20 protein-coding genes are annotated in these 20,118 nt (G+C 69.9%); 13 read left to right on the top strand and 7 right to left on the bottom strand.

Going from position 1 to position 20,118, the window contains the following annotated elements; genetic code table 11:
• The first annotated feature begins 104 nt into the window (after window positions 1-104).
• Together AL346_RS19425 and AL346_RS19420 are read left to right on the top strand one after the other, a co-directional pair.
• Entirely contained in the window at window positions 105-869 is a 765-nt protein-coding gene (locus tag AL346_RS19425; RefSeq protein ID WP_019401361.1) for an endonuclease/exonuclease/phosphatase family protein, read from the top strand.
• A gap of 22 nt (window positions 870-891) precedes the next feature.
• Window positions 892-1,902: a lysylphosphatidylglycerol synthase domain-containing protein gene (locus tag AL346_RS19420; protein ID WP_245258862.1), complete on the top strand. Its 1,011-nt coding sequence runs from the start codon at window positions 892-894 to the stop codon at window positions 1,900-1,902.
• Here AL346_RS19420 and AL346_RS19415 read toward each other — a convergent pair.
• The 6 genes from AL346_RS19415 to AL346_RS19390 form a co-directional block, all read right to left on the bottom strand.
• Window positions 1,865-3,301 (bottom strand): phospholipase D-like domain-containing protein, encoded by a 1,437-nt coding sequence (locus tag AL346_RS19415; protein WP_050996508.1) that lies wholly within the window; start codon window positions 3,299-3,301, stop codon window positions 1,865-1,867. The two genes, AL346_RS19420 and AL346_RS19415, sit on opposite strands and share 38 nt — an antisense overlap.
• Before the next feature lie 151 nt (window positions 3,302-3,452).
• Complete coding sequence (locus tag AL346_RS19410; RefSeq protein ID WP_019401358.1) at window positions 3,453-4,370, bottom strand: beta-xylosidase; 918 nt, start codon at window positions 4,368-4,370, stop codon at window positions 3,453-3,455.
• Window positions 4,371-4,387: 17 nt separating this feature from the next.
• Complete coding sequence (locus tag AL346_RS19405) at window positions 4,388-5,212, bottom strand: sugar phosphate nucleotidyltransferase (RefSeq protein WP_019401357.1); 825 nt, start codon at window positions 5,210-5,212, stop codon at window positions 4,388-4,390.
• Between the two features lie 3 nt (window positions 5,213-5,215).
• Entirely contained in the window at window positions 5,216-6,322 is a 1,107-nt protein-coding gene (locus AL346_RS19400) for a glycosyltransferase (RefSeq protein ID WP_019401356.1), read from the bottom strand.
• On the bottom strand, window positions 6,319-6,939 hold the full coding sequence (locus tag AL346_RS19395; protein ID WP_019401355.1) for a histidine phosphatase family protein: 621 nt from the start codon (window positions 6,937-6,939) through the stop codon (window positions 6,319-6,321). The genes AL346_RS19400 and AL346_RS19395 overlap by 4 nt, the downstream gene beginning before the upstream one ends.
• Entirely contained in the window at window positions 6,936-8,036 is a 1,101-nt protein-coding gene (locus AL346_RS19390) for an inositol-3-phosphate synthase (protein ID WP_026014993.1), read from the bottom strand. Before AL346_RS19390 ends, AL346_RS19395 begins: the two co-directional genes overlap by 4 nt.
• Window positions 8,037-8,220: 184 nt before the next feature.
• On the opposite strand from AL346_RS19390, the gene AL346_RS19385 reads away from it, so the two are divergent.
• From AL346_RS19385 to AL346_RS19365, 5 genes are all read left to right on the top strand, one after another.
• Entirely contained in the window at window positions 8,221-9,099 is an 879-nt protein-coding gene (locus AL346_RS19385; protein WP_019401353.1) for a Ku protein, read from the top strand.
• Between the two features lie 7 nt (window positions 9,100-9,106).
• A complete protein-coding gene (gene ligD / locus AL346_RS19380; protein ID WP_019401352.1) occupies window positions 9,107-11,647 on the top strand; it encodes a DNA ligase D in 2,541 nt (846 codons plus the stop codon).
• A 114-nt stretch (window positions 11,648-11,761) separates the two neighbouring features.
• Complete coding sequence (locus AL346_RS19375; protein ID WP_019401351.1) at window positions 11,762-12,070, top strand: hypothetical protein; 309 nt, start codon at window positions 11,762-11,764, stop codon at window positions 12,068-12,070.
• A 368-nt stretch (window positions 12,071-12,438) separates the two neighbouring features.
• Window positions 12,439-13,146: a BON domain-containing protein gene (locus tag AL346_RS24815; RefSeq protein ID WP_019401350.1), complete on the top strand. Its 708-nt coding sequence runs from the start codon at window positions 12,439-12,441 to the stop codon at window positions 13,144-13,146.
• Between the two features lie 68 nt (window positions 13,147-13,214).
• Entirely contained in the window at window positions 13,215-14,291 is a 1,077-nt protein-coding gene (locus AL346_RS19365; protein ID WP_019401349.1) for a DNA topoisomerase IB, read from the top strand.
• Between the two features lie 6 nt (window positions 14,292-14,297).
• Here AL346_RS19365 and AL346_RS25445 read toward each other — a convergent pair whose 3' ends face one another.
• Window positions 14,298-14,474 carry a hypothetical protein gene (locus tag AL346_RS25445; protein WP_019401348.1) on the bottom strand — a complete coding sequence of 59 codons (177 nt, stop codon included), beginning with the start codon at window positions 14,472-14,474 and terminating at the stop codon, window positions 14,298-14,300.
• 103 nt (window positions 14,475-14,577) lie between these two features.
• Between AL346_RS25445 and AL346_RS19360 the strand changes: the two genes are divergently transcribed.
• The 6 genes from AL346_RS19360 to AL346_RS19335 all read left to right on the top strand — a co-directional run bounded on the left by AL346_RS19360 (window position 14,578) and on the right by AL346_RS19335 (window position 20,115).
• The gene (locus AL346_RS19360) at window positions 14,578-15,378 is read left to right on the top strand and encodes an SRPBCC family protein (protein ID WP_245258861.1); all 801 of its coding nucleotides are present in this window, start codon (window positions 14,578-14,580) and stop codon (window positions 15,376-15,378) included.
• 12 nt (window positions 15,379-15,390) lie between these two features.
• A complete protein-coding gene (locus AL346_RS19355; RefSeq protein ID WP_019401346.1) occupies window positions 15,391-16,587 on the top strand; it encodes a zinc-dependent alcohol dehydrogenase in 1,197 nt (398 codons plus the stop codon).
• On the top strand, window positions 16,577-17,368 hold the full coding sequence (locus tag AL346_RS19350) for an SDR family oxidoreductase (protein WP_019401345.1): 792 nt from the start codon (window positions 16,577-16,579) through the stop codon (window positions 17,366-17,368). The genes AL346_RS19355 and AL346_RS19350 overlap by 11 nt, the downstream gene beginning before the upstream one ends.
• Window positions 17,369-17,427: 59 nt before the next feature.
• Window positions 17,428-18,000: a cytochrome c oxidase assembly protein gene (locus AL346_RS19345; RefSeq protein WP_019401344.1), complete on the top strand. Its 573-nt coding sequence runs from the start codon at window positions 17,428-17,430 to the stop codon at window positions 17,998-18,000.
• Window positions 18,001-18,064: 64 nt separating this feature from the next.
• On the top strand, window positions 18,065-19,117 hold the full coding sequence (locus AL346_RS19340; RefSeq protein WP_053193953.1) for a c-type cytochrome: 1,053 nt from the start codon (window positions 18,065-18,067) through the stop codon (window positions 19,115-19,117).
• Window positions 19,117-20,115 carry a c-type cytochrome gene (locus AL346_RS19335; protein WP_019404374.1) on the top strand — a complete coding sequence of 333 codons (999 nt, stop codon included), beginning with the start codon at window positions 19,117-19,119 and terminating at the stop codon, window positions 20,113-20,115. The genes AL346_RS19340 and AL346_RS19335 overlap by 1 nt, the downstream gene beginning before the upstream one ends.
• Window positions 20,116-20,118 lie beyond the last annotated feature (3 nt).

Here is a 20,118-nt window from a genome sequence, read left to right as displayed (position 1 = left end):
GTCACTCTGGATGTGGGACATCTCTCATGCCCGGCGGCACAGAACGGCTGGCGCAGCAGGAAAGTTCCTCGGAACGAAAGCGCGCCCGCTCCATTTGAAGGGATGTGTTCCGGATTCTGACCTACAACGTGCATTACTGCCGCGGCACCGACGGCCGCGTGTCGCCCACCCGCATCGCCGAGGTGATCGCCTCGTGCCGGCCCGATATCGTCGCCCTGCAGGAGCTCGACGTGGGGCGTGCCCGCAGCGGCCGCATCGACCAGGCGCGCGAGATCGCCCGCGAACTCGGCATGCACATGCTCTTCCATCCCTCGATCGAGGTGATGGAGGAGCGCTACGGCAACGCCATCCTCAGCGTGCGGCCGGCGAAGCTCGTCAAGGCCGGACCATTGCCGGGCCGGCCGGGAGCCGAGCCGCGCGGCGCGCTCTGGACGACCGTGCAGCTCGGGGGGGCGACCCTTCAGGTCGTGACCACGCATCTCGGGCTGCGCCGTCCCGAGCGCCTCCTGCAGGTGGAGACCCTGCTCGGGCCGGACTGGCTCGGCCATCCGGCCTGCCGGGAACCCTTCATGCTGCTCGGCGATTTCAATGCCGTGCCACGCTCACGCGCCTATCGGAGCCTTGCGATGCGCCTCGACGATGCTTCGGTCGCCGTGGCCGGACGGAGGCGTATCGCCACCTTCCCGAGCTGGCTGCCGGTGGCGCGCATCGACCATGTCTTCGCCTGCGGCATCGAGGTGTTGCGCGTGGAGACCCTGCGCGGCCGCCTGGCGCGGGTCGCCTCGGACCACCTGCCGCTCCTCGTCGAGTTCCAGATCGCGGCGGCACGCGAGAGGCCGGCCCGGGCCAACGCGCTGCAGACGGACTGACAGGGCGATGGAGGGAGCGGCCGTGCAACACGATGTTGCCGCAGAGGGACGGGAGCCGCGCCGCGGCGGGGCGGCCCGGCCCCTGTGGCGCCGCTGGCAGACGTGGGCCGTGCTGGCGGCCGTCACGCTGGCCGGCGTCCTCCTCTACCGGACGCTCAGCCGCTACAGCATGGAGGAACTCGTCGCCTCGGTCGCCGCCGTGCCGATGGCGCGGCTCCTCGGCGCCGCCGGCTTCGCCGCGGCGAGCTATCTTTGCCTGACGGGCTTCGATTTCCTGGCGCTGCGCTCCGTGGGCCGGCCGTTGCCCTATCCCAGAGTGGCGCTCGCCTCCTTCATCAGCCTGTCCATCGGCCACAATATCGGCGTCGCCTTCCTCAGCAGCGGGGCGGTGCGCTACCGCTTCTATTCGCGCTGGGGGCTCGGCGCCGCCGATATCGCGAAGGTGATCCTCTTCTGCGGCGTCACCGTGGGGGTCGGGCTCGCCACGCTCGGCGGCATCGCGCTGCTGCTGCGGCCCGGCCTGGCGCAGGACGTGACGGGCCTCGGCCGCTCGCTCGCCTTCGCGGTGGGCATCGGCTGCATCTGTGTGCCGCTCGCCTATCTCGGGCTGGCGGCTTTCGTGCGCCGGCCGGTCGGCATCGGCCGATGGCGTCTCGCCCCGCCGCGGCCGCTGCTGGCCCTTGCCCAGATCGCCGTCGGCGCCGCCAACTTCGCCTGCGTCGCCGGCTGCCTGCACCAGGCCATCTCCGCCGTTGTCGAGACGGGCTATCTCGAAGTCGCGGCCGTCTACGTCATCGCCAATGTCACGGCGCTCATCAGCCACGTGCCCGGTGGCCTCGGCGTCATCGAGAGCGTCGTTGCCTTCCTGATGCCGCGGGCTGACCTCATCGGCGCGCTGCTCGTCTTCCGCTTCGTCTATTTCCTTGCGCCGCTCACCCTGGGGCTCACTCTGTTCGGCGCGACGGAGCTCGTATTCCGGGCGAAGGCTTCGGGCGCTACCGCCGCCGGGGAACGAGGGCGCCGAGAATCCTGAAGGGCCGTTCGGGGTCGAGCAGCCGCGTGCCGATGATCGGCCGCCGCGGGCCGCGCTGGTGCATCGCCTCGAAGGTCGCAAGGCCGCGCGGGCGCGTGTTGAGCCGCTCGATGGCGGCGATGAGCGAGCCGTCGTGCCCGGCGATCTCCGCGGCGACCTGCGCCTCGTCGGTGCCGAGATGCTCGGCAGCCAGGGTGTTCCGCAAGCGGGCGATGCCGTTGCGCGTCGTGGCGTCCTGCGCCTCGACGGCGAGGTCGCATTCGGTGTCGAGGCCGATGGATCGGTTGTTCAGGTTCGAGGAGCCGATGCGCAGGAAGACGTCGTCCACGATGACGAGCTTGGAATGGACGAGGATCTGCCGGCGCCGGCCGTCGTCATGCGGCGTGCAGGGATAGTAGACCCGCAGGCGGTCGTTCTTGTCGGCCCGCCTTAGGCGGCGGATGAGGCGGTCGCGGTTCATGCCCATGACGAGGCGCTCGGTCAAGCCGCGCGACTTGCGGGTCAACAGGATGACGACCTCGGGACCGTCCGGGCGCCGCAACTGCCGCTCCAGCACGTCGCCGACAGCGGGCGCCGTCAGGTACTGGGCCTCGATGTAGATGGTCCGGCGCGCAGCCGCGAGGGCATCGAGCGTCAGATTGGCCGCCTCGCGCACCTCCTTTTCGCCGTTCCAGGCGGGAAGCGTGCGCGCGATGGCGACCGGGACGCGCTCGAAATGCGGCGCAAGGCCCGCCGGCCACGCGTCATCCGCGCTGTCGGGGCAGGGGGGCAGGGGCTCGCCCGTCGCCAGGAACCAGCGGCTGCGGACGAGCTTCATCACGGCCGCAGCCGCCTCGCCGTCCACCACCATCTGGATGTCGTGCACCGGGTCGTAGGACGAGCCGTCGGGATGTTGCCGCAAGGGTTCGTCGGCCGCATGGGCGGAGGTATCCCAGCGTCCCACGGTGAGGTCGATGCCGCCGACGAAGGCGAGGCAATCGTCGATGCAGACGAGCTTCTGGTGATGGGCGGCATAGAGCGGGTGCTGGGTGTCGAGCTTCAGCCGGATGCGCGGGTGCTCCTGCCAGGCGGCGCCGAAGATGAGCGGGCCCGAGGCGCCGGGGGCGTGCACCACGGCCGTGCTCCAGACGAGGATGTCGACCTCGAGCTCCGGCCGTTCCTCCACGAGCGCGCGCAGGAACGGTCCAAGCGGCGGCGAGGCATCGGGGTCGACCTGCGGGCGCAGGCGGATGCGGCCGTCGAAATCCCAGCCGACGATGCGGATGGAGCGGCGGGCGGCGCGCAGGGCCGCCTCGAGCTCGCGGAAATAGGCGGCGCCGTCGACCAGCACCGCCATCCGGCGGGCTTCCGCCAGGCGCCAGAAGTTGCGTCCCGGCGCGAGGATGCGGTGTCGCGGCATGTCCCGGCCATCGAAAGCCGCCGGCTGTTCCACCTGTGGTGAGCGCTTGAGCATGGGCCTTGGTGTTCGCATCGGCTTCCGAAGCAACGAAGCACCATGGGGAAGGTTCCCTCGGCCGGCAGAATGGCTGCTGCCGGCTGCGGGGCCCGCCTCATGCGACGCCGCGCATTCTCGTCGTCGCCCGGCCCGCGTAGCGCTCGATCATGGTGGCGCAGAAGGCGGCGAATTCCTCCTTCACCAGCGGCGGGCTCGTGTGGTGAGGTGCGATGCCCCGGTGCTCGGGCGTAAAGCAGAAGGTCAGCGTGACGTCGAAATCCTCCAGCGCCGCCATCTGCCGGTCGAACCAGGCGAGCGCGTCCGGGCGGAAGCTGTCGGCCCATGACAGGCCCGTGCGCACCGACCGGACGCCGAGCCGCCTCAGCCACGTGACCGCCTCGTCGAGCCGCGGGTCCTCGAAATGGAACCACTGGCAGATGCCGAATTCGGGCGTGTGGAGGGCGAATTCCTCGAGTGCGGGCTTCGGCGTGCCGTCCTCGCGGATGAGGCCCATGTAGAAATGGCGGTAGTAGGAGGAGCCTTCCGCCTCCCTGTGCCGCGTGGTGGCGCCCCAGGCCTGCGGCAGGTCGAAGAGGCTGTACCACTGGATGCGCGGTGCGCGGCCCTTGAGCAGCTCGGCCGTCCGCCTGAGACCCCACAGCTGCACCTCCTCGGCGCCGAAGGTGGAGACGCCGACCTCGCTGATCCAGACGGGCAGGTGCGTCAGGGCCTTGATTTCGTCGACCCTCTGCGGCCATTCCCCGATCTGCCACAGGTTCCAGTCGAGCGGGAAGCCGTGCACGGCGATGGCGTCGACATGATCGAGCACGCCCTTGCCCTGCATGTTGCGGATGAACAGCGGGTCGATCGGCGAGATGCCGCCGAGCACGGTCACGATATCCGGATTGGCATCCTTCACGGCATCGGCGGCGACGATGGCCATCTCGGCGAACTGAGACCAGTCGGGATCGATCTCGATGTCCCAGTGGGACTTGTTGTTCGGCTCGTTCCAGATCATCGCAGCTTCGATCATCGATGGTTTCTCCCGCATCAGGTCCATTGCTCGAGCCCGGAGGCGACGCGTCCTCCGGCAGCGGCACGCCGGCGCCCGGCGGGCGCGCCGGCGGTCGCGTGCACGCCCGCTTCCGGCTGCCGCGGCGGCGCAAGGAGGCGGTGGGCCGCGCGATAGCCCTCGAGAGTGCCGACATCGACATAGTGCTCGCCGGCCTTGACGCCGGCCGCCGCTCCGCCGCGGGCGAGATAGGCATTGACGAGGGTGCCGAGATATTCGTCACTGCCGTCCCGCGCGAGCCACAGCCGGCGCAGGTCGTGCAGGATGTGGCCGGGCATGCGCAGCGCGCCCCAGATCCAGTTCGTCGCCGGGGCGGGTTGCTTGACCTCGATCTCGAGAACGCGCCCCTCCGCGTCCGTCCGCACGGCGTCGAAGGCCTGCGGCCGGTCGACCGGGAAGAGCAGGAAGGACAGGCGGTCGCCGGGAAGCTCCCGGAAGCCGTCGGCCGGGAGCCAGACGGTGTCCGGCAGGCCGACGAGCACCTCCTCGTCGGGCGCGATGAAGGGGGCGGCGCGGAACACCGCGTCGCACAGCCCGACCGGCTCCGGCTGGACCACATAGGCGATCGCGGCGGGACCATAGCTGCCGCCGTAATATTCCATGATGTCGGACTTGCCGGGCGCGATGACGAAGCAGAGCTTGTCCGCGCCGCCGCGGATCATGCGCTCGCACAGATATTCGCTCACCGCGCGGGGACGCTCGGCGCCGCCGTCGAAACGGCTGCCGACCGGCAGCAGTTCCTTGGAGAAGGCCAGCGGCTGGATGCGGCTGCCGCAGCCGGCGGCGGGAATGATGCCCCACATGGTTCAATTCTCCTCGATCTGCAGCACCGGCGCGGCGCGCGAGGGACCACGTGCCTCCTCGAGGAGGGCTTCCAGTTCGTCCACGCGCCGGGCCGACGTGTGCTCGGCGAGGACGCGCTCGCGTGCGGCCGCGGCCATGCGCCGGAGCGCGGCATCGTCCGTGTCGAGCGCGGAAACGACGTCCTCGGCGCGCGCGGCAACGAGGATCTCCTGCCCCGGGTGGAAGAAGGCATCGAGCCCGGCCCAGGCATCGGAGAGGATCGGGACGCCGCACGCCGCAGCCTCGAAGAGGCGGCCGGAGGGGCACCAGCCCATGCTGGCCATCGCCTGGCGCGTGATGTTGAGCGTCAGCCGCGACGACGAATAGAAGGCCGGGTGCTCACCCGGCGGCAGGTGGTAGACGAAGAAGATGTTGTCGGTCCACGGAAAGTCCTGCGGATATTGCGCGCCGGCGATCACGAAGCGCTCCTGCGGCCGCTCCCGGGCGGGCCGGAGGAAGAGCTCGACGAGGGCCTCCTGGCGGTCGGCGGCATAGGTGCCGATGTAGGAGAGCGCCGCCCGGTAGTCGGCTCTCGGCTCGGCGGGGCGGTGGACGTCGGGATCGACATGGCCGAAGAGCGGGCGCGCCATGCGGGCGCCGAGCCTGTCGCGCAGCGCGGCCAGTGCTTCGCCGCCGGTGTAGCTGAGGACGAGGTCGAAGTCCTCGAGGCCGCGCGGCCCGATGTAGGACAGGCTCTCGCCGCGCTGCAGGGCGGACAGCGTCGCGGGCGTGTCGAGGTCGTAGAACAGCTTGAGGGGCCGGGAGGCGGCAAGCACGAGGTCGGCCGCGGCGATGCCGTCCGGGCAGTAGGACGTCACCATGGCGACGTCGGCATCGGCGAGGTGGCGCTGCGCCACCGGCTCGATGGCCTCCCAATCGTCAAAGAGGACGATCTCGGCGCCGTCGATGGCGAGGAGGTCCCGGGCGCGGGCATAATAGGGCACGTCGCGCTCGAAGAAGACCACATGCCAGCCGCGGCGCACCATGGCGTGCACGAGGCCGCGCCAGAGCGTCGCGTGCCCGTTGCCCCAGGAAGAGGTGATCGTCAGGCCGAAGATCACGACTTTCAATGGATCGCCTCCTCGGGCTCCGTGCAGCCGGGCTCGTTGAGGGTGAGGATCGTGCCGCCCTCGGCCTCCACGAGCAGGCTCGTGATCGAGACGGGGTCGATGTCGAAGAGGTGGATGTGCTGGAACGGCAGGTCGAGGTAACGGCAGATGCAGGCCTTGATGACGTCGCTGTGGCTGACGACGCCGATGCTGGTCCCCGGCGTCTGGCTCGCCAGGGCTTCCAGCAGCCCGGTCGCTCGGGCGGCCACGTCGGCCATCGTCTCGCCGCCCGGCGTGCGGGCGCTATCGCGCCGGGCGTTCCAGACCCGCCAGCGCGGATCGCGGTCGAGCGCCTTGAAGGTCTGGCCGGCCCAGGAGCCGAAGTCGATCTCGTCGAAGGCGGGTGCCACCCTGACGGCGAGGCCCGTCGCGTCGGCGATGGCCTGCGCCGTCTCCAGGGCCCGCGGCTGGGGGCTGCTGTAGAGGCTGTCCAGGCCCACGGCGGCCATGCGCTCGCCCAGAACCTCGGCCTGGGCCCGCCCGATCGCGGAGAGGTGCACGCCCGGCAGGCGCCCGGTCAGGATCTTGCCGACGTGGCCGTGGTCGGCATGGCGCAGGAGATGGACGATCGCAGTCACGACCGTGGCCCGCTCGTCTCATCCTCGCCGGCGACGAAGGCGAGGGTGCGCGCCCTGGCCTCGCTGTCGGTGAACTGTTCCGGCGGGGATTTCATGAAATAGCTCGACGGCCCGACGAGCGCGCCGCCGATGCCGCGGTCCATGGCGAGCTTGGCGCAGCGCACGGCATCGATGACAACGCCGGCGGAATTGGGCGAATCCCAGACCTCGAGCTTCACCTCGGCGCTGATCGGCACGCCGCCGAAGGTCGTGCCCTCCATGCGGATGTAGGCCCATTTGCGGTCGGTCAGCCACGGCACGTGGTCGCTCGGGCCGACGTGGATGTTCTCGGGGGCCATGGGCACGCCGAGCTGGCTCGTCACCGCCTGCGTCTTCGACAGCTTCTTCGATTCCAGCCGCTCGCGCTCCAGCATGTTCTGGAAATCGGTGTTGCCGCCGAAGTTGAGCTGGTAGGTGCGGTCGAGCCGCACCCCGCGTTCGCGGAACAGGTTGGTCAGCACCCGGTGCACGATGGTGGCGCCGAACTGGCTCTTGATGTCGTCGCCGACGATGGGCAGGCCGCGTTCCTCGAAGCGCCGGCGCCACTCCGGCCGCGAGGCGATGAAGACGGGGATGCAGTTGACGAAGGCGCAGCCCGCCTCGAGAGCGCGCTCGGCATACCAGAGCGAAGCCTCCTCCGAGCCGACCGGCAGGTAGGAAACGACGACATCCGTGCCGCTGCTGCGCAGCACCTCGGTGACGTCCGCGACCGGTTCCGGCGATTCCGGCACCACGTCGCGCAGATAGCGGCCGATGCCGTCGAGCGTCGGCCCGCGGGCCACGGTGACACCCGTCGGCGCCACGTCCGCAAAGCGGATGGTGTTGTTGGGAGGCGCGAAGATGGCCTCGGCAACGTCGCGGCCGACCTTCTCGGCGCTGACGTCGAAGGCGGAGGAGATGGCGATGTCCTCGACGCGGTAGCCGCCGATGTCGCTGCTCATCAGCCCGGGGATCGGCGTGTTCGACTGCGCGTCGCGGTAGTAGCCGAGACCCTGCACGAAGGACGAGGCGCAATTGCCGACGCCGACGATGCCGACTCTCAGAGCGGATTGCTGCATGCTGTCACCTCCGTACGCGGCCGCCCCGGCGGACCGAATGTCCGCTCCGAACAACGTCGCTCCGCTCTTGTTCCAGAGTAGATGCTCGGTGCCGGTGCCGAAGGGGGGCGGGAGAAGGAACATCCGCGCCGCGAAGCCGTTGAGCGAAGGGACCATTTCGCAGGGATCAGCCGAGGAGCAGGCCATGGCCGAGCGCCCGGTCTGGAAGGGCCAGCTGCGGTTGTCGCTCGTCTCCATCCCGGTGGAGATGTATTCGGCGACGAACACGTCGGCGCGCATCTCCTTCCGCCAGATACACAAGCCCTCGGGCAAGCGCGTGCAGTACCAGAAGGTCGTGCCCGGCGTCGGGCCGGTGAAGAACGACGATGTCTGGAAGGGCTATGAGGTCGAGGACGACGAATATGTGCTGATCGACCCCGACGAGATCGACGCCATCAGACTCGAGACGAAGAAGACGCTCGAGCTCGTGCATTTCGTCGATGCCTGCGAGATCCCTCCGCTCTACTTCGACCGTCCGTATTTCCTCGCCCCCACCGACGAACTGGCGGAAGACGCCTTCCGGGTGGTGCGCGACGCGCTCGCGGAGACGCGCAAGGCGGGCCTCGGCCAGCTCGCCATGCGCGGCCGGGAATATCTCGTCGCCGTGCGGCCGTGCGGCAGCGGCCTTTTGGCGGAGACGCTCCACTACGAGGAGGAGATCCGCAAGACCGACGCCTTCTTCTCCTCGATCTCGCGCAAGGCCGCCGAGAAGGACCTGCTCGAGGTCGCCAAGCAGCTGATCGACCGCAAGAGCGGCCCCTTCGACGCGAGCGCCTTCGAGGACCGCTATGCCGAGGCCATCCGGGCCCTGATCGACGAGAAGGTCAAGGGGCGCAAGCCGAAGCGCGTGAGGGCCGAGGAGGAGGCCCGGCCGCGCGGCGGCAATGTCGTCGACCTGATGTCGGCCCTCAAGGAGAGCCTCGAGAAATCCGGCAAGCAGCCGTCGGCGCAGAAGAAGCCGCCGGCGCAGAAGAAGCCGGCCGCGAAGGCGGCCCCGGCCTCGCGGCGCAAGAAGTCGGCGTGAGGGCCCCATGGCCGAGGCGCGGCATCTCCTCAGGGAATACCGGGAGCGGCGGGATTTCACCAGGACAGCCGAACCCGACGTCACGGCCGAGGCCGGCACCGGCGAGGGGCTGCTCTTCGTCGTGCAGAAACATGCCGCGACGCGCCTCCACTACGATTTCCGCCTCGAATGGCAGGGTGTTCTGAAGAGCTGGGCGGTGACACGCGGCCCGAGCCTCGACCCTGCCGACAAGCGGCTCGCGGTGCGGACCGAGGACCATCCGCTCGCCTATGGCGACTTCGAGGGCATCATTCCCAAGGGCCAGTACGGCGGCGGCACCGTGATGCTGTGGGACCGCGGCACCTGGGAGCCTGTCGGCGACCCTGACGAGGGCCTGCGCCGCGGCAAGCTGACCTTTCGCCTCCACGGCGAGCGGCTGTCGGGCGAATGGGCCCTCGTGCGCATGGCGCCGAAGCCGGGCGAGAAGCGGGAGAACTGGCTGCTGATCAAGCATCAGGAGGAAACCTCCGGCCGACGCCGCCCGCCGGACATCCTGGCGCGCCATACCCGCAGCGTCGCCTCCGGGCGCACGATGGAGGAAATCGCCGCTGGGGGGCGCACGATCGCCCCCGAGGACGTCGCGCCCAAGCGGCGCGCCCGGCGGCCGGCGGCGAAGGCTGCGGAGAAAAAGGCCGGCACGGGCGGCCGGGGCGGGCATGCGCTGCCGCGCTGGGTGGAGCCGCAGCTCGCCACGCTGGTCGACGCCGCGCCCGAGGGCGGGCAATGGCTGTCGGAGATGAAATACGACGGCTACCGCGCCCTGGTCGCCATCGGCGGCGGCACCTGCCGCGTCTATACCCGCAACGGCAAGGACTGGACCGATCGCTTCCCCGAGATCGCGCAGGCGGCCAGCCATCTCGACACGTCGGGCACCCTGATCGATGGCGAGATCGTCGCCTTCGACGAGAAGGGCAAGACCGACTTTTCCACCCTGCAGGCGGCGTTGCAGGAGGGCGGGAGAGGACTGACGTTCTTCGCCTTCGATCTCCTGTGGCTCGACGGCGAGGACGTCCGCGGGCGTCCCCTCACCGAGCGCAAGGACCTGCTGCAGCAGCTCCTCGGCGAGGCCGGGCCGCCGCTCATCTATTCGACGCATGTCGTCGGCAATGCGTCCGAGGTGAACCGGCGGCTGTGCGCGGCCGGGCACGAGGGGATCATCGCCAAGCGGGCGGAGGACGCCTACCGCTCCGGCCGCGGGCGCAGCTGGCTGAAGGTGAAATGCGGAGCGCGCCAGGAGTTCGTCATCGGCGGCTACAGGCCGAGCGACAAGAAGGGCCGCACCGTCGCCTCGCTGCTGATCGGCGTCAACGAGGGAGGCAAGCTCGTCTACAAAGGACGGGTGGGGGCCTTCGAGGGCGACCATCTGGCGCGGCTGGAGCAGCTCCTCGCCAGCCGCGGCCGCAAGACCTCGCCCTTCACCGAGCTGCCGCGCGACATCGCCCGCCGGGCCCGCTTCGTGCGACCGGACATCGTCGTCGAAGTCGGCTTTACTGAATTCACGCGCGAAGGCGCCGTCCGCCACGGCGTTCTGAAGGGCATCCGCGAGGACAAGGCGGCGCGCGAGGTGGTGCTGGAGACACCCAGGGGGACGGCCATGCAGGAGCACGAAGCGCGGGATGTCATCGCCGGCATCAGGCTGTCCAACCCGGACAAGGTGCTCTTCGCCGAGCAGGGCGTGACGAAGGCCGATCTGGCGGCCCATTACGAGCGCGTGGCCGGGCGGATCCTGCCCTTCGTCTCGGAGCGTCTCCTCAGCCTCGTGCGCTGTCCCGAGGGGGCCGGCACACAGTGCTTCTTCCAGAAGCACGGCAACAAGACCGTGGCCCGCGAGCTCAAGCGCCGCGAGATCACCGAGAGCGACGGCGAGCGCGGCGTCTATCTCTATGTCGACGATCTCGCGGGTCTCGTCGCCGGCGTGCAGATGGGGACGCTCGAATATCACATCTGGGGCTCGCGCATCGATCGCCTCGACCAGCCGGACCGGCTGGTCTTCGATCTCGATCCCGACGAGGGGCTCGACTTCGCCGCCGTGCGCGCCGCCGCCTTCGACCTGCGCGAGCGGCTCGCGGCGCTCGGCCTTCAGACCGTGCCGCTGCTGACCGGCGGCAAGGGCATCCATGTCATCGCCCCCCTCGTGCGCCGGGCGGACTGGCCGATGGTCAAGGCCTTCGCCCGCGGCTTCGCCCGGCTCATCGCCGGGGAAGAGCCGGACCGCTATGTCGCCCAGGCCTCGAAGGCAAAGCGCGCCGGCCGCATCTTCGTCGACTGGCTGCGCAACGAGCGCGGCTCCACCGCCATCGCGCCCTATTCGACGCGGGCGAAGAAGAACGCGCCGGTCGCGACGCCGGTGGGCTGGGAGGAACTGCGGACCCTCGACACCGCCCAGGCCTTCACCATCGCCGACATGGAGAGGCGCCTGTCGATGCCGGATCCCTGGGCGGGTGAAGCCGAGGGGCGCCAGGCGATCACGAAGACCATGCTCGGGAAAGTGGGCGCCGAGGAGGGCTGAGAAGGAGCCGGGCCGCGTCATCGGGCCGGGAACAGTCCGCTTGGGGAGTGGTTGGGGGGCACACGCGCGTCTCCGGGCGCCCTTTCGCAACAGCCCGCAAGCAAGGTGAGTCCCATGAAACAGGCACGACCGACGCAGGTGCCGCCGCCCGAAGCGCCGGCGACCGTGGAGCGTCTGCGGCGCGACATCGACCTCGGAAAGACGGGGGACAAGGTGCCCTTTCCCGACCCCGCAGCCGCGCCGCTCGGCACCGACGACGAGGCGGCCGGAACGCCCGTCACGACTGCGGAACTGCACGCGGAAAGCCATGCCCTGACGCCGCAGCCTTCCTCGCCACCCCACAGCCGCCGCGCGATCATCGTCGCGGCCGCGATCGCCGGTGCGGCCATCGTCTTCATCATGGCTGTCGCGGCCCTCGGGTGAGGAGCCGCGACAGGCAGTGGGCGGGGCGTGATGAGTTCGTTTCGGGTCGCGCTGTCGTGTGCCCACGGCGGACCCCGGAAAAGGGGCCCAGCCGGCGTCCGCTACGTCGCAGACCAGGGGAAGGGGGGATGGGGGCGACGCACCACCGCCGGCTGGACTTCAACCAACCATCGGTGAAGGGCGTTGTTCCGCTCCGTGATGAAAAAAATAGGATGAAAAATTCGGCGGGTCGCCCGGCGGCATGCTCCCCCGGCTCCGGAACCTTTCCAGCCCCGCCAGGGTTCGGAGGGCATTCACAGTCGCGCCCTGCGACAGCGTGCAGGGCAGGCTGTGCCGGACCTCAACGAGACTAAGAAGGGGCACGGACAATGCCGAGAGAACGTTCCCCCTGGTACGGCGACGACCGGGAGTATTTCGAAACCGACGACCTGCGCTATCGCGACCGTGACTACGGGCCGATGAGCGAGGATGAATGGGCGCGGCAGGTGCGCCGCAACAACCCCTACGAGGACTATTACGAGCGCCGCTACGGCCGTGGCTACAACGAGTGGCCGCGCCGCGACCCGCGCTATGACCTCGCCCCGACAGGGGCCGGGCGCTATTCGGCCCTCTATGAGGGCACCTACGGCACCGGCGGGCGCCGCCAGCGCCAGCCCTACGGCGGACGGGAACACTACGCGCGCGACTATCGTGCTCGCCGGCCCGAGGAGCGCGACTTCTGGGACAAGGCGAGTGACGAGATCTCGTCCTGGTTCGGCGACGAGGAGGCCGAGAGGCGCCGGCGGCAGGACCAGTACCGCGGTCACGGCCCGAAGGGCTACACCCGCTCGGACGAGCGCATCAAGGAGGATGTGAGCGACCGCTTGAGCGACGACCCCTCGCTCGATGCATCGGGCATCGAGGTGAGCGTCGAATCGCATGAGGTGACCCTCTCCGGCGAGGTCTACAGCCGGTACGACAAGCGGCGGGCCGAGGATATCGCCGAGGATGTGTCGGGCGTCACCCATGTCCAGAACAATCTGAGGGTGAATGCCAGAGCGACAGGCCCGGACACGGGCGTGAACACGACCTTCTGACACTTTCCGGATCGGCAGCCCGCCGTCCTGCGCCGGCCGGCTCGCGGCCGGCGCTTTCGTGAGACGCCATGCTCGCCCATGCGCAAACGGCTTCCGTCCTCCCGCCCGATCCGCCCGCCAGCGCGGAGGCCGCCGATCTTCTCTACATCAACGACGGGGAGCCGGGCATCCGGCGCAGGCGCGCCGGGCGCGGCTTCTTCTATGTCGATGCCGCCGGCCGGCGTGTCGAGGACGAGGCGACGATGGCGCGCATCCGCAGCCTCGCGATCCCGCCCGCATGGACCGACGTGTGGATCGCCCCGACGAGCCGCGGCCATGTCCAGGCGACGGGGCGGGACCAGCGCGGCCGCAAGCAATATCGCTATCATCCGCTCTGGACCGCCTGCCGCGACGAGGTGAAATACGCGACGCTCGCCGCCTTCGCCCGCGCCCTGCCGCGGATGCGCCGGCGGGTGCGGCGCGACCTCGCGCTGAAGGGGGTGCCGCGCGAGCGGGTGCTGGCCGCAGTCGTATGGCTGCTCGACCGCGCCATGATCAGGATCGGCAACGAGACCTATCGGCGCCAGAACAAGAGCTTCGGCCTGACCACGCTGCGGGCCCGCCATGTCGCGGTGCGCGGCGCGTCGCTGCGCTTCGCCTTCCGCGGCAAGTCCGGCAAGGAATGGAACCTTCGGATCGAGGACCGGCGCATCGCCAAGGTGATCCGCAGCGTCCAGGATCTGCCCGGGCAGCATCTCTTCCAGTATCGCGACGAGGACGGCAGCCGCCGCCCGGTCGCCTCCCAGGACGTGAACGACTACATCCGCGCCGCGAGCGGCGGCGAGCCCTTCAGCTCCAAGCAGTTCCGCACATGGGGCGGTACGGTGCTGGCTGCGCGCCTCCTCTCCGGGACGCCGCTGCTGGAAACGAAACGTGAAAGGGCGCGGAGCCTCAACGAGGTGATCGACGCGGTGGCTGCCCAGCTCGGCAACACACGCGCGATCTGCCGGCGCTGCTACATCCATCCCGGGCTGATCAGCTCGTGGGAGGAGGGCCGGCTCGCCGAGGAACTCGCCGATGTGCGCGCCAGGCTCGGCCGCCCGCCGGCCGGGCTTGCCCGCAACGAGGCGGTGGTTCTCGCCTGGCTCGAGCGGGAAGGGGGATAGACACCCTCAAGCAAACCACATGAGGAGCAGCGGCAGGATGACGGCGGCGGCGAGGCCCGCGATGAAGATGGCCCGCCGCAGGGGCGTGCGCAGGATGATCTCACCCTGGCGGACGTCCTCGGCCGAATAGACCTTCTGCTCGCCTTCCTGCGTTCCGCCCCCGTCGCGCCGGTCTTCGTTCATCTCTGGCCTCCTTGCCGGCCGAACGGGTGGCGCATGCGAACGTTCCCCGGAACATTCACCGGGCCCGCCGGTTGGGCTCGGCGCATCGAGCAGGGAGCACGACATGCATCTCGGCAGACACCGCGGGCACAGGCGGGATACGTGGGGCGCCAACCTGGGTGCCAACCTGGGCGTCAACTGGGGAGAGGGTTCGACGGTAGGCACCTGGGGCCGCCAGATCCGGGACCATCTCGGCGGCGGGCGCCACCACCGGAACGACGGGCACGGGCATGGGAATGCGGTGCTAGTGATCGCCTTCTGCGCGCTGGCCGCGGGCGTTGCCGCCTTCGCGATCACGCGCGGCAGCTCCATGCGCAACAACCGGCGCATCGACGCGGGCGATGCCCCGCGCCACACCGTGCGCAGGCGCCGTCTGCCAGGGCGCCACAACGCCGTCCATGTCGGGCGCACCGTGACCATCAACCGGCCGCGCAAATATCTCTTCTCCTTCTGGCGCGACTTCTCCCGCCTGCCGCAGTTCATGGAGAACGTCCAGTCGATCACCGTCATCGACGACAAGCGTTCGCGCTGGGTGGTCAAGGGTCCCGGCGAGATGGACGTGACCTTCGAGACGGAGATCACGGAAGAAGTGCCCGGCGAGGTCATCGCCTGGCGGTCCAGCGACGACGCGGACGTCAAGCACAGCGGCCGCATCCTCTTCCGCGATGCGCCGGACGGGCGCGGCACCGAGGTGGAGGCCGCCATCACCTATGTGCCGCCGGGCGGCAGGCTCGGCCAGCTTCTCGCCAAGCTCGCCGGGCGCGAGCCCGAGATCCAGACCCGGCGCGAGCTCAAGCGCTTCAAGCAGCTGATGGAAACCGGCGAGATCGCCGACGCGGCCCCGCGTCCGGCCGCCAGAGCCTGAAGGAGGACGAGGATGCGAGCGCTCGTCTGGCACGGCAAGAACGACGTCCGTGTCGACACCGTCGAAGACCCGGCCATCGTCAATCCGCGCGACGTGATCATCAAGGTCACGTCGACCGCCATCTGCGGTTCGGACCTGCATCTCTACCACGGCGTCATCCCGACGCTGCGCGCGGGGGACATTCTCGGCCACGAGTTCATGGGCGAGGTCGTCGAGACCGGTGCCAAGCAGAAGAAGCTGCGCAAGGGGGACCGCGTGGTCGTGCCCTTCGTCATCGCCTGCGGCGAATGCTTCTTCTGCCGCAAGCTGCAGTATTCGGCCTGTGACAACTCCAACCCCGTCGACAAGGCGGACATGTCGGAGATGCTGTTCGGGCACCAGATGAGCGGCATCTTCGGCTATTCCCACCTCACCGGCGGCTATGCCGGCGGACAGGCGGAATATGTGCGCGTGCCCTTCGCCGATGTCGGCCCCATCGCCGTGCCCGACGACCTGGAGGACGACAAGGTGCTGTTCCTGTCGGACATCCTGCCAACGGGCTGGATGGCGGCCGAGAACTGCGAAATCGAGGAGGGCGATACCGTCGCGGTCTGGGGCTGCGGGCCCATCGGATTGTTCGCGGTGCAGAGCGCCTTCCTCATGGGCGCACACAAGGTGATCGCCATCGACCATTATCCGCACCGGCTGGAACTCGCGCGCAAGTTCGGCGCCGAGATCATCAATTTCAAGGACGTCGACGTGCATGCCGCCCTCGTCGAGATGACGGGCGGCATCGGCCCGGACGCCGTCATCGACGCCGTCGGCATGGAGAGCCACGGCATGGCGCCCGACAACATCCTCGACTGGGCCGAGCAGACGGTGATGCTGGAGACGGACCGTCCGCACGCCCTGCGGCAGGCCATCCACGCCTGCCGCAAGGGCGGGCGGGTCTCGATCCCGGGCGTCTACGGCGGCTTCGTCAATCACTTCCCCATCGGCGCCGTGATGGAGAAGGGGCTCACCATCCGCACCGGGCAGACGCACGTGCAGAAGTATCTGCCGCGCCTCCTCGACATGATCCGCGAGGGGCGCATCGACACGACCTTCCTCATCAGCCACCGCCTGCCGCTCAAGGAGGCGCGGGAGGGCTACCGCCTGTTCGACGAGGAGCAGAACGAGACGACGAAGGTGGTGCTCAAGCCGGGAATGGAGGCAGCGAATGGCCGCTGATCGTGGAATTGCCGTCGTCACCGGTGCCTCGACCGGCATCGGCTACGAACTCGCCCGATGCTGTGCCGCCGAGGGCTACGATCTTCTCATCGCAGCCGACGAGAAGGCGATCGTCCAGGCCGCCGAGGACTTCAGGCCGTATGCCGTCAAGGTCGATGCGCTCGAGGCGGACCTTGCCACGGAGGAAGGCGTCGGCATGCTCTATGACGCGATCGGCGGCCGGCCCGTGGATCTTCTCCTCGCCAATGCCGGGCGGGGCCTCGGCCATGCTTTCCTCGACCAGGATTTCGACGACATCCGCCAGGTGATCGGCACCAACGTCACCGGCACCGTCCTGCTCATCCACCGCGTCGGGCAGGACATGCGCGCCCGCAACCGCGGCCGCATCCTGCTGACCGGCTCCATCGCCGGCTTCATGCCCGGCAGCTTCCAGGCCGTCTACAACGCCACCAAGGCCTTCATCGACAGCTTCGCCTGGGCCCTGCGCAACGAGCTCAAGGACACGAACGTCACCGTCACCTGCCTGATGCCGGGCCCGACCGACACCGCGTTCTTCGAGCGGGCGGACATGATGGACACGAAGGTGGGCGCGGATGACAGCGGCAAGGAAGACCCGGCGAAGGTCGCCCGGCTCGGCTTCGAGGCGATGATGAAGGGCGAGGCCGGCGTCATCAGCGGCTTCAGCAACAAGATCCAGGCGGCGATGGCCCACCTCCTGCCGGCGAGCCTCTTGGCCGAGCAGCATCGCCGCATGGCGGCGCCGGGCACGGCGCCCGACTGAAATCGCCGCGGCCCGCGGCTGCCGTGGAACAGGAGCGGCAGCCGGTTGTTTGCTCAATCATGCTGAGCGAAGGCGGCTCCCTGACCGACCACATGGCCGTGCACATCGGCGCGATGAACGTCGTCGCGCCCGTGGCCGCCCTCGTCTTGCGGCGGCGCGCCGTCGTGCTGGCCGGGGCACGCTGGCCGCTCGCAGCCGCCGTCACGCAGGTTGCGCTGATCGCCATATGGCACCTGCCGTCGATGCTCGCCCTCGCCATGCACCAGCCCGCCGCCATGGCCGCGATGCATCTGTCGCTCTTCCTCGCGGCGCTGTGGTTCTGGCATGCGGCGCTCGCCGCGGCCGATGGCGAGGCGTGGCGCAGCCTTCTTGCCCTGCTCGTCACCGGCAAGGTGTTCTGTCTCGTCGGGGCGCTGCTCGTCCTCGCGCCGGCCCCGCTTTATGCGGCGGCGTTCGCTTCGCACGGGGAGGGGCCGGCGGCCGGGCTGCTCGCCGACCAGCAGACGGCCGGGCTCCTGATGCTCGTCGCCTGTCCCATGACCTATGTTCTGGCCGGTATTGTCGTGACCGCGCGCTGGCTGTCGCGGGTCGATCGCGCGCAGGAGTGGCCGGGCCCTGCGCGGCCGGCCTGATCCCATGGCCAGGCGCAGCCCACGCCTTCGCCGTGCAGCCTGGGGCTTTGCTGCAGGGATCGGCATGGTGGCGATCGGGCTTGGTCTCCTGGCCGTCTCCGGCCTCTACAACGTCGCCGCCACGAGGCCGCATTTCCGTCCGGTCGACCACCTCATCAAGTTCGCACTGCGCCGCTCCATCTCGCTCCACAGTCTCGGCGTGCTGCTGCCGGATCTGACCGATCCCGCGCTCGCGCAGCTTGGCCGGGAGCATTTCGCGACCGGCTGCGCCCCCTGCCATTCGCAGCCCGGCCATGCGCGCCACCCGATCGCCCGCGGCATGCTGCCGTCGCCGCCGCGCCTCGAGGGCGCGGCGAGCCGCTGGGAGACGCGCGAATTGTTCTGGATCGTCCGCCACGGGCTCAAGTTCACCGGCATGCCGGCGTGGACGGGGCGGGACCGCGATGACGAGGTCTGGGCCGTGGTCGCCTATCTGCAGCGGATGCCGCATGACGACGATACGGTCCCCGCCCGGGAGAAAAGGACCCCGGCACTCGGCTTCGGCATCGACGAGCCGTCGCCGCTCGCGCGTTGCGCCGCCTGCCACGGCGACGGCAGGCGCCGGCCCGTCCATGCGTCCGTCCCCGTCCTGCACGGGCAGAAGGAGGGCTATCTCGCCCGGGCGCTGAGCGAATATCACGACGGCCGGCGGCAAAGCGGCATCATGGAGCCGTTGGCGGCGGTTCTGTCGGCCGAGGACATCGGGCGGATCGCCCGCCACTTCGCGGAGGCGGGCCGGCCGGCCGCGGCCGCAACGACCGCGGATGAGCGTGTCGCGCGGGGGCGGCGGATCTTCCGAGAGGGCGTGCCGCGCCAGGAACTGCCGGCCTGCCGCGCCTGCCATGCGCCCGAGACCTCCGGGCAGTTTCCGCTGCTCGACGGTCTCTCCGGCCACTATGTGGAGGCGCAGCTCGGCCTCTTCCGCAGCGGCGTGCGCAGCGGAACGACCCACGGCCGCATCATGTCGGTCATCGCCGAGCGGCTGAGCCCGGAGCAGATCGCCGACATCGCGGCCTTCCTCGACAGCGGGGGCGAGCGGGCGCCGGTGCCCGCCGAGGCGCGCCGGGAGGGCGAGTGATGGCCCGCCCGGCGCGCGTCCTCGCCTGCACCTGCAGCTCCGCGATGCTGCCGCTGGCGGGATGCGCCGGCATCCAGTCCGCCCTCGTGCCGAAGGGCGGCGAGGCGCTCGATATCGACCCGCTGTTCTGGACCTCGGCCGGCGTCGCCATGGCGGTCATGGCCATGGTGACGATCCTCGTCGCGGTCGCGCTCCGGGGGCCCGTGCGCTGGCGGCAGGTGCTTTCGCGCGAGTGGTTCCTGACCGGCGGCGGCATCGTGCTGCCCATCGTGGTGCTGACGTTTCTGCTCGTCTACGGCTTCCTCGTGATGCAGGCCGGTGCCACCCGGATGAGCGCGGCCGGAGAGCATGTCGTCACCGTCACCGGCAAGCGCTGGTGGTGGCGCGTCGTCTACCGCACCCCGGAGGGGCGGGAGGTCGAGAGCGCCAACGAGCTGCGCCTGCCCGTCGGCCGCAAGGTCATGGTGCGGCTTCTCTCCGACGACGTCATCCACTCCTTCTGGGTGCCGCAGCTCGCCGGCAAGCTCGACATGATCCCGGGCCGCACCAATGTGCTGACGCTCGAGGCGGCGGAGCCCGGCGTCAGCCGCGGCCAATGCGCGGAATATTGCGGCGGGGCCCATGCCCTGATGGCCTTCCACGTCGTCGCCATGCCGGCGGCGGAATACGACGCCTGGCTGGCGCGCGAGGCCATGCCGGCGCGGGCGCCGGCCAGCGCCGAGGAGGAGCGGGGTGCGGCCCTGTTCATCGCCAATGGCTGTGGCGCATGCCACACGATCGCCGGTACGCCGGCGCAGGGCCGCCTCGGCCCGGATCTGACCCACGTGGGAAGCCGGCACTCCATCGGCGCCGCGACGCTGCCCAACGACGCCGCCGCTTTCGCGCGCTGGATCGCCGAGAACGACCACATCAAGCCCGAGAACCTGATGCCACCCTATCGTAACCTCGCGCCGGACGAGCTGCGGGCCCTCGGCACGTTTCTCGACCGGCTGGAGTAGGGC

The organism is Chelatococcus sp. CO-6 (assembly GCF_001271345.1).
GTDB lineage: Bacteria > Pseudomonadota > Alphaproteobacteria > Rhizobiales > Beijerinckiaceae > Chelatococcus_A > Chelatococcus_A caeni.
The sequence above is the reverse complement of the archived record's forward strand: the minus strand, read 5'-3'. Positions and strand labels throughout refer to the sequence as shown.

What these genes read in the sequence shown, in the direction of transcription:
- AL346_RS19365 (WP_019401349.1), top strand. Translation starts at nt 13,215, where the DNA reads ATGCTCGCCCATGCGCAAACGGCTTCCGTCCTCCCGCCCGATCCGCCC.
- AL346_RS24815 (WP_019401350.1), top strand. Translation starts at nt 12,439, where the DNA reads ATGCCGAGAGAACGTTCCCCCTGGTACGGCGACGACCGGGAGTATTTC.
- AL346_RS19360 (WP_245258861.1), top strand. Translation starts at nt 14,578, where the DNA reads ATGCATCTCGGCAGACACCGCGGGCACAGGCGGGATACGTGGGGCGCC.
- AL346_RS19390 (WP_026014993.1), bottom strand. Translation starts at nt 8,036, where the DNA reads ATGCAGCAATCCGCTCTGAGAGTCGGCATCGTCGGCGTCGGCAATTGC.
- AL346_RS19410 (WP_019401358.1), bottom strand. Translation starts at nt 4,370, where the DNA reads ATGATCGAAGCTGCGATGATCTGGAACGAGCCGAACAACAAGTCCCAC.
- AL346_RS25445 (WP_019401348.1), bottom strand. Translation starts at nt 14,474, where the DNA reads ATGAACGAAGACCGGCGCGACGGGGGCGGAACGCAGGAAGGCGAGCAG.
- AL346_RS19340 (WP_053193953.1), top strand. Translation starts at nt 18,065, where the DNA reads ATGGTGGCGATCGGGCTTGGTCTCCTGGCCGTCTCCGGCCTCTACAAC.
- ligD (WP_019401352.1), top strand. Translation starts at nt 9,107, where the DNA reads ATGGCCGAGGCGCGGCATCTCCTCAGGGAATACCGGGAGCGGCGGGAT.
- AL346_RS19375 (WP_019401351.1), top strand. Translation starts at nt 11,762, where the DNA reads ATGAAACAGGCACGACCGACGCAGGTGCCGCCGCCCGAAGCGCCGGCG.
- AL346_RS19405 (WP_019401357.1), bottom strand. Translation starts at nt 5,212, where the DNA reads ATGTGGGGCATCATTCCCGCCGCCGGCTGCGGCAGCCGCATCCAGCCG.
- AL346_RS19385 (WP_019401353.1), top strand. Translation starts at nt 8,221, where the DNA reads ATGGCCGAGCGCCCGGTCTGGAAGGGCCAGCTGCGGTTGTCGCTCGTC.
- AL346_RS19415 (WP_050996508.1), bottom strand. Translation starts at nt 3,301, where the DNA reads ATGCCGCGACACCGCATCCTCGCGCCGGGACGCAACTTCTGGCGCCTG.
- AL346_RS19345 (WP_019401344.1), top strand. Translation starts at nt 17,428, where the DNA reads ATGCTGAGCGAAGGCGGCTCCCTGACCGACCACATGGCCGTGCACATC.
- AL346_RS19335 (WP_019404374.1), top strand. Translation starts at nt 19,117, where the DNA reads ATGGCCCGCCCGGCGCGCGTCCTCGCCTGCACCTGCAGCTCCGCGATG.
- AL346_RS19355 (WP_019401346.1), top strand. Translation starts at nt 15,391, where the DNA reads ATGCGAGCGCTCGTCTGGCACGGCAAGAACGACGTCCGTGTCGACACC.
- AL346_RS19350 (WP_019401345.1), top strand. Translation starts at nt 16,577, where the DNA reads ATGGCCGCTGATCGTGGAATTGCCGTCGTCACCGGTGCCTCGACCGGC.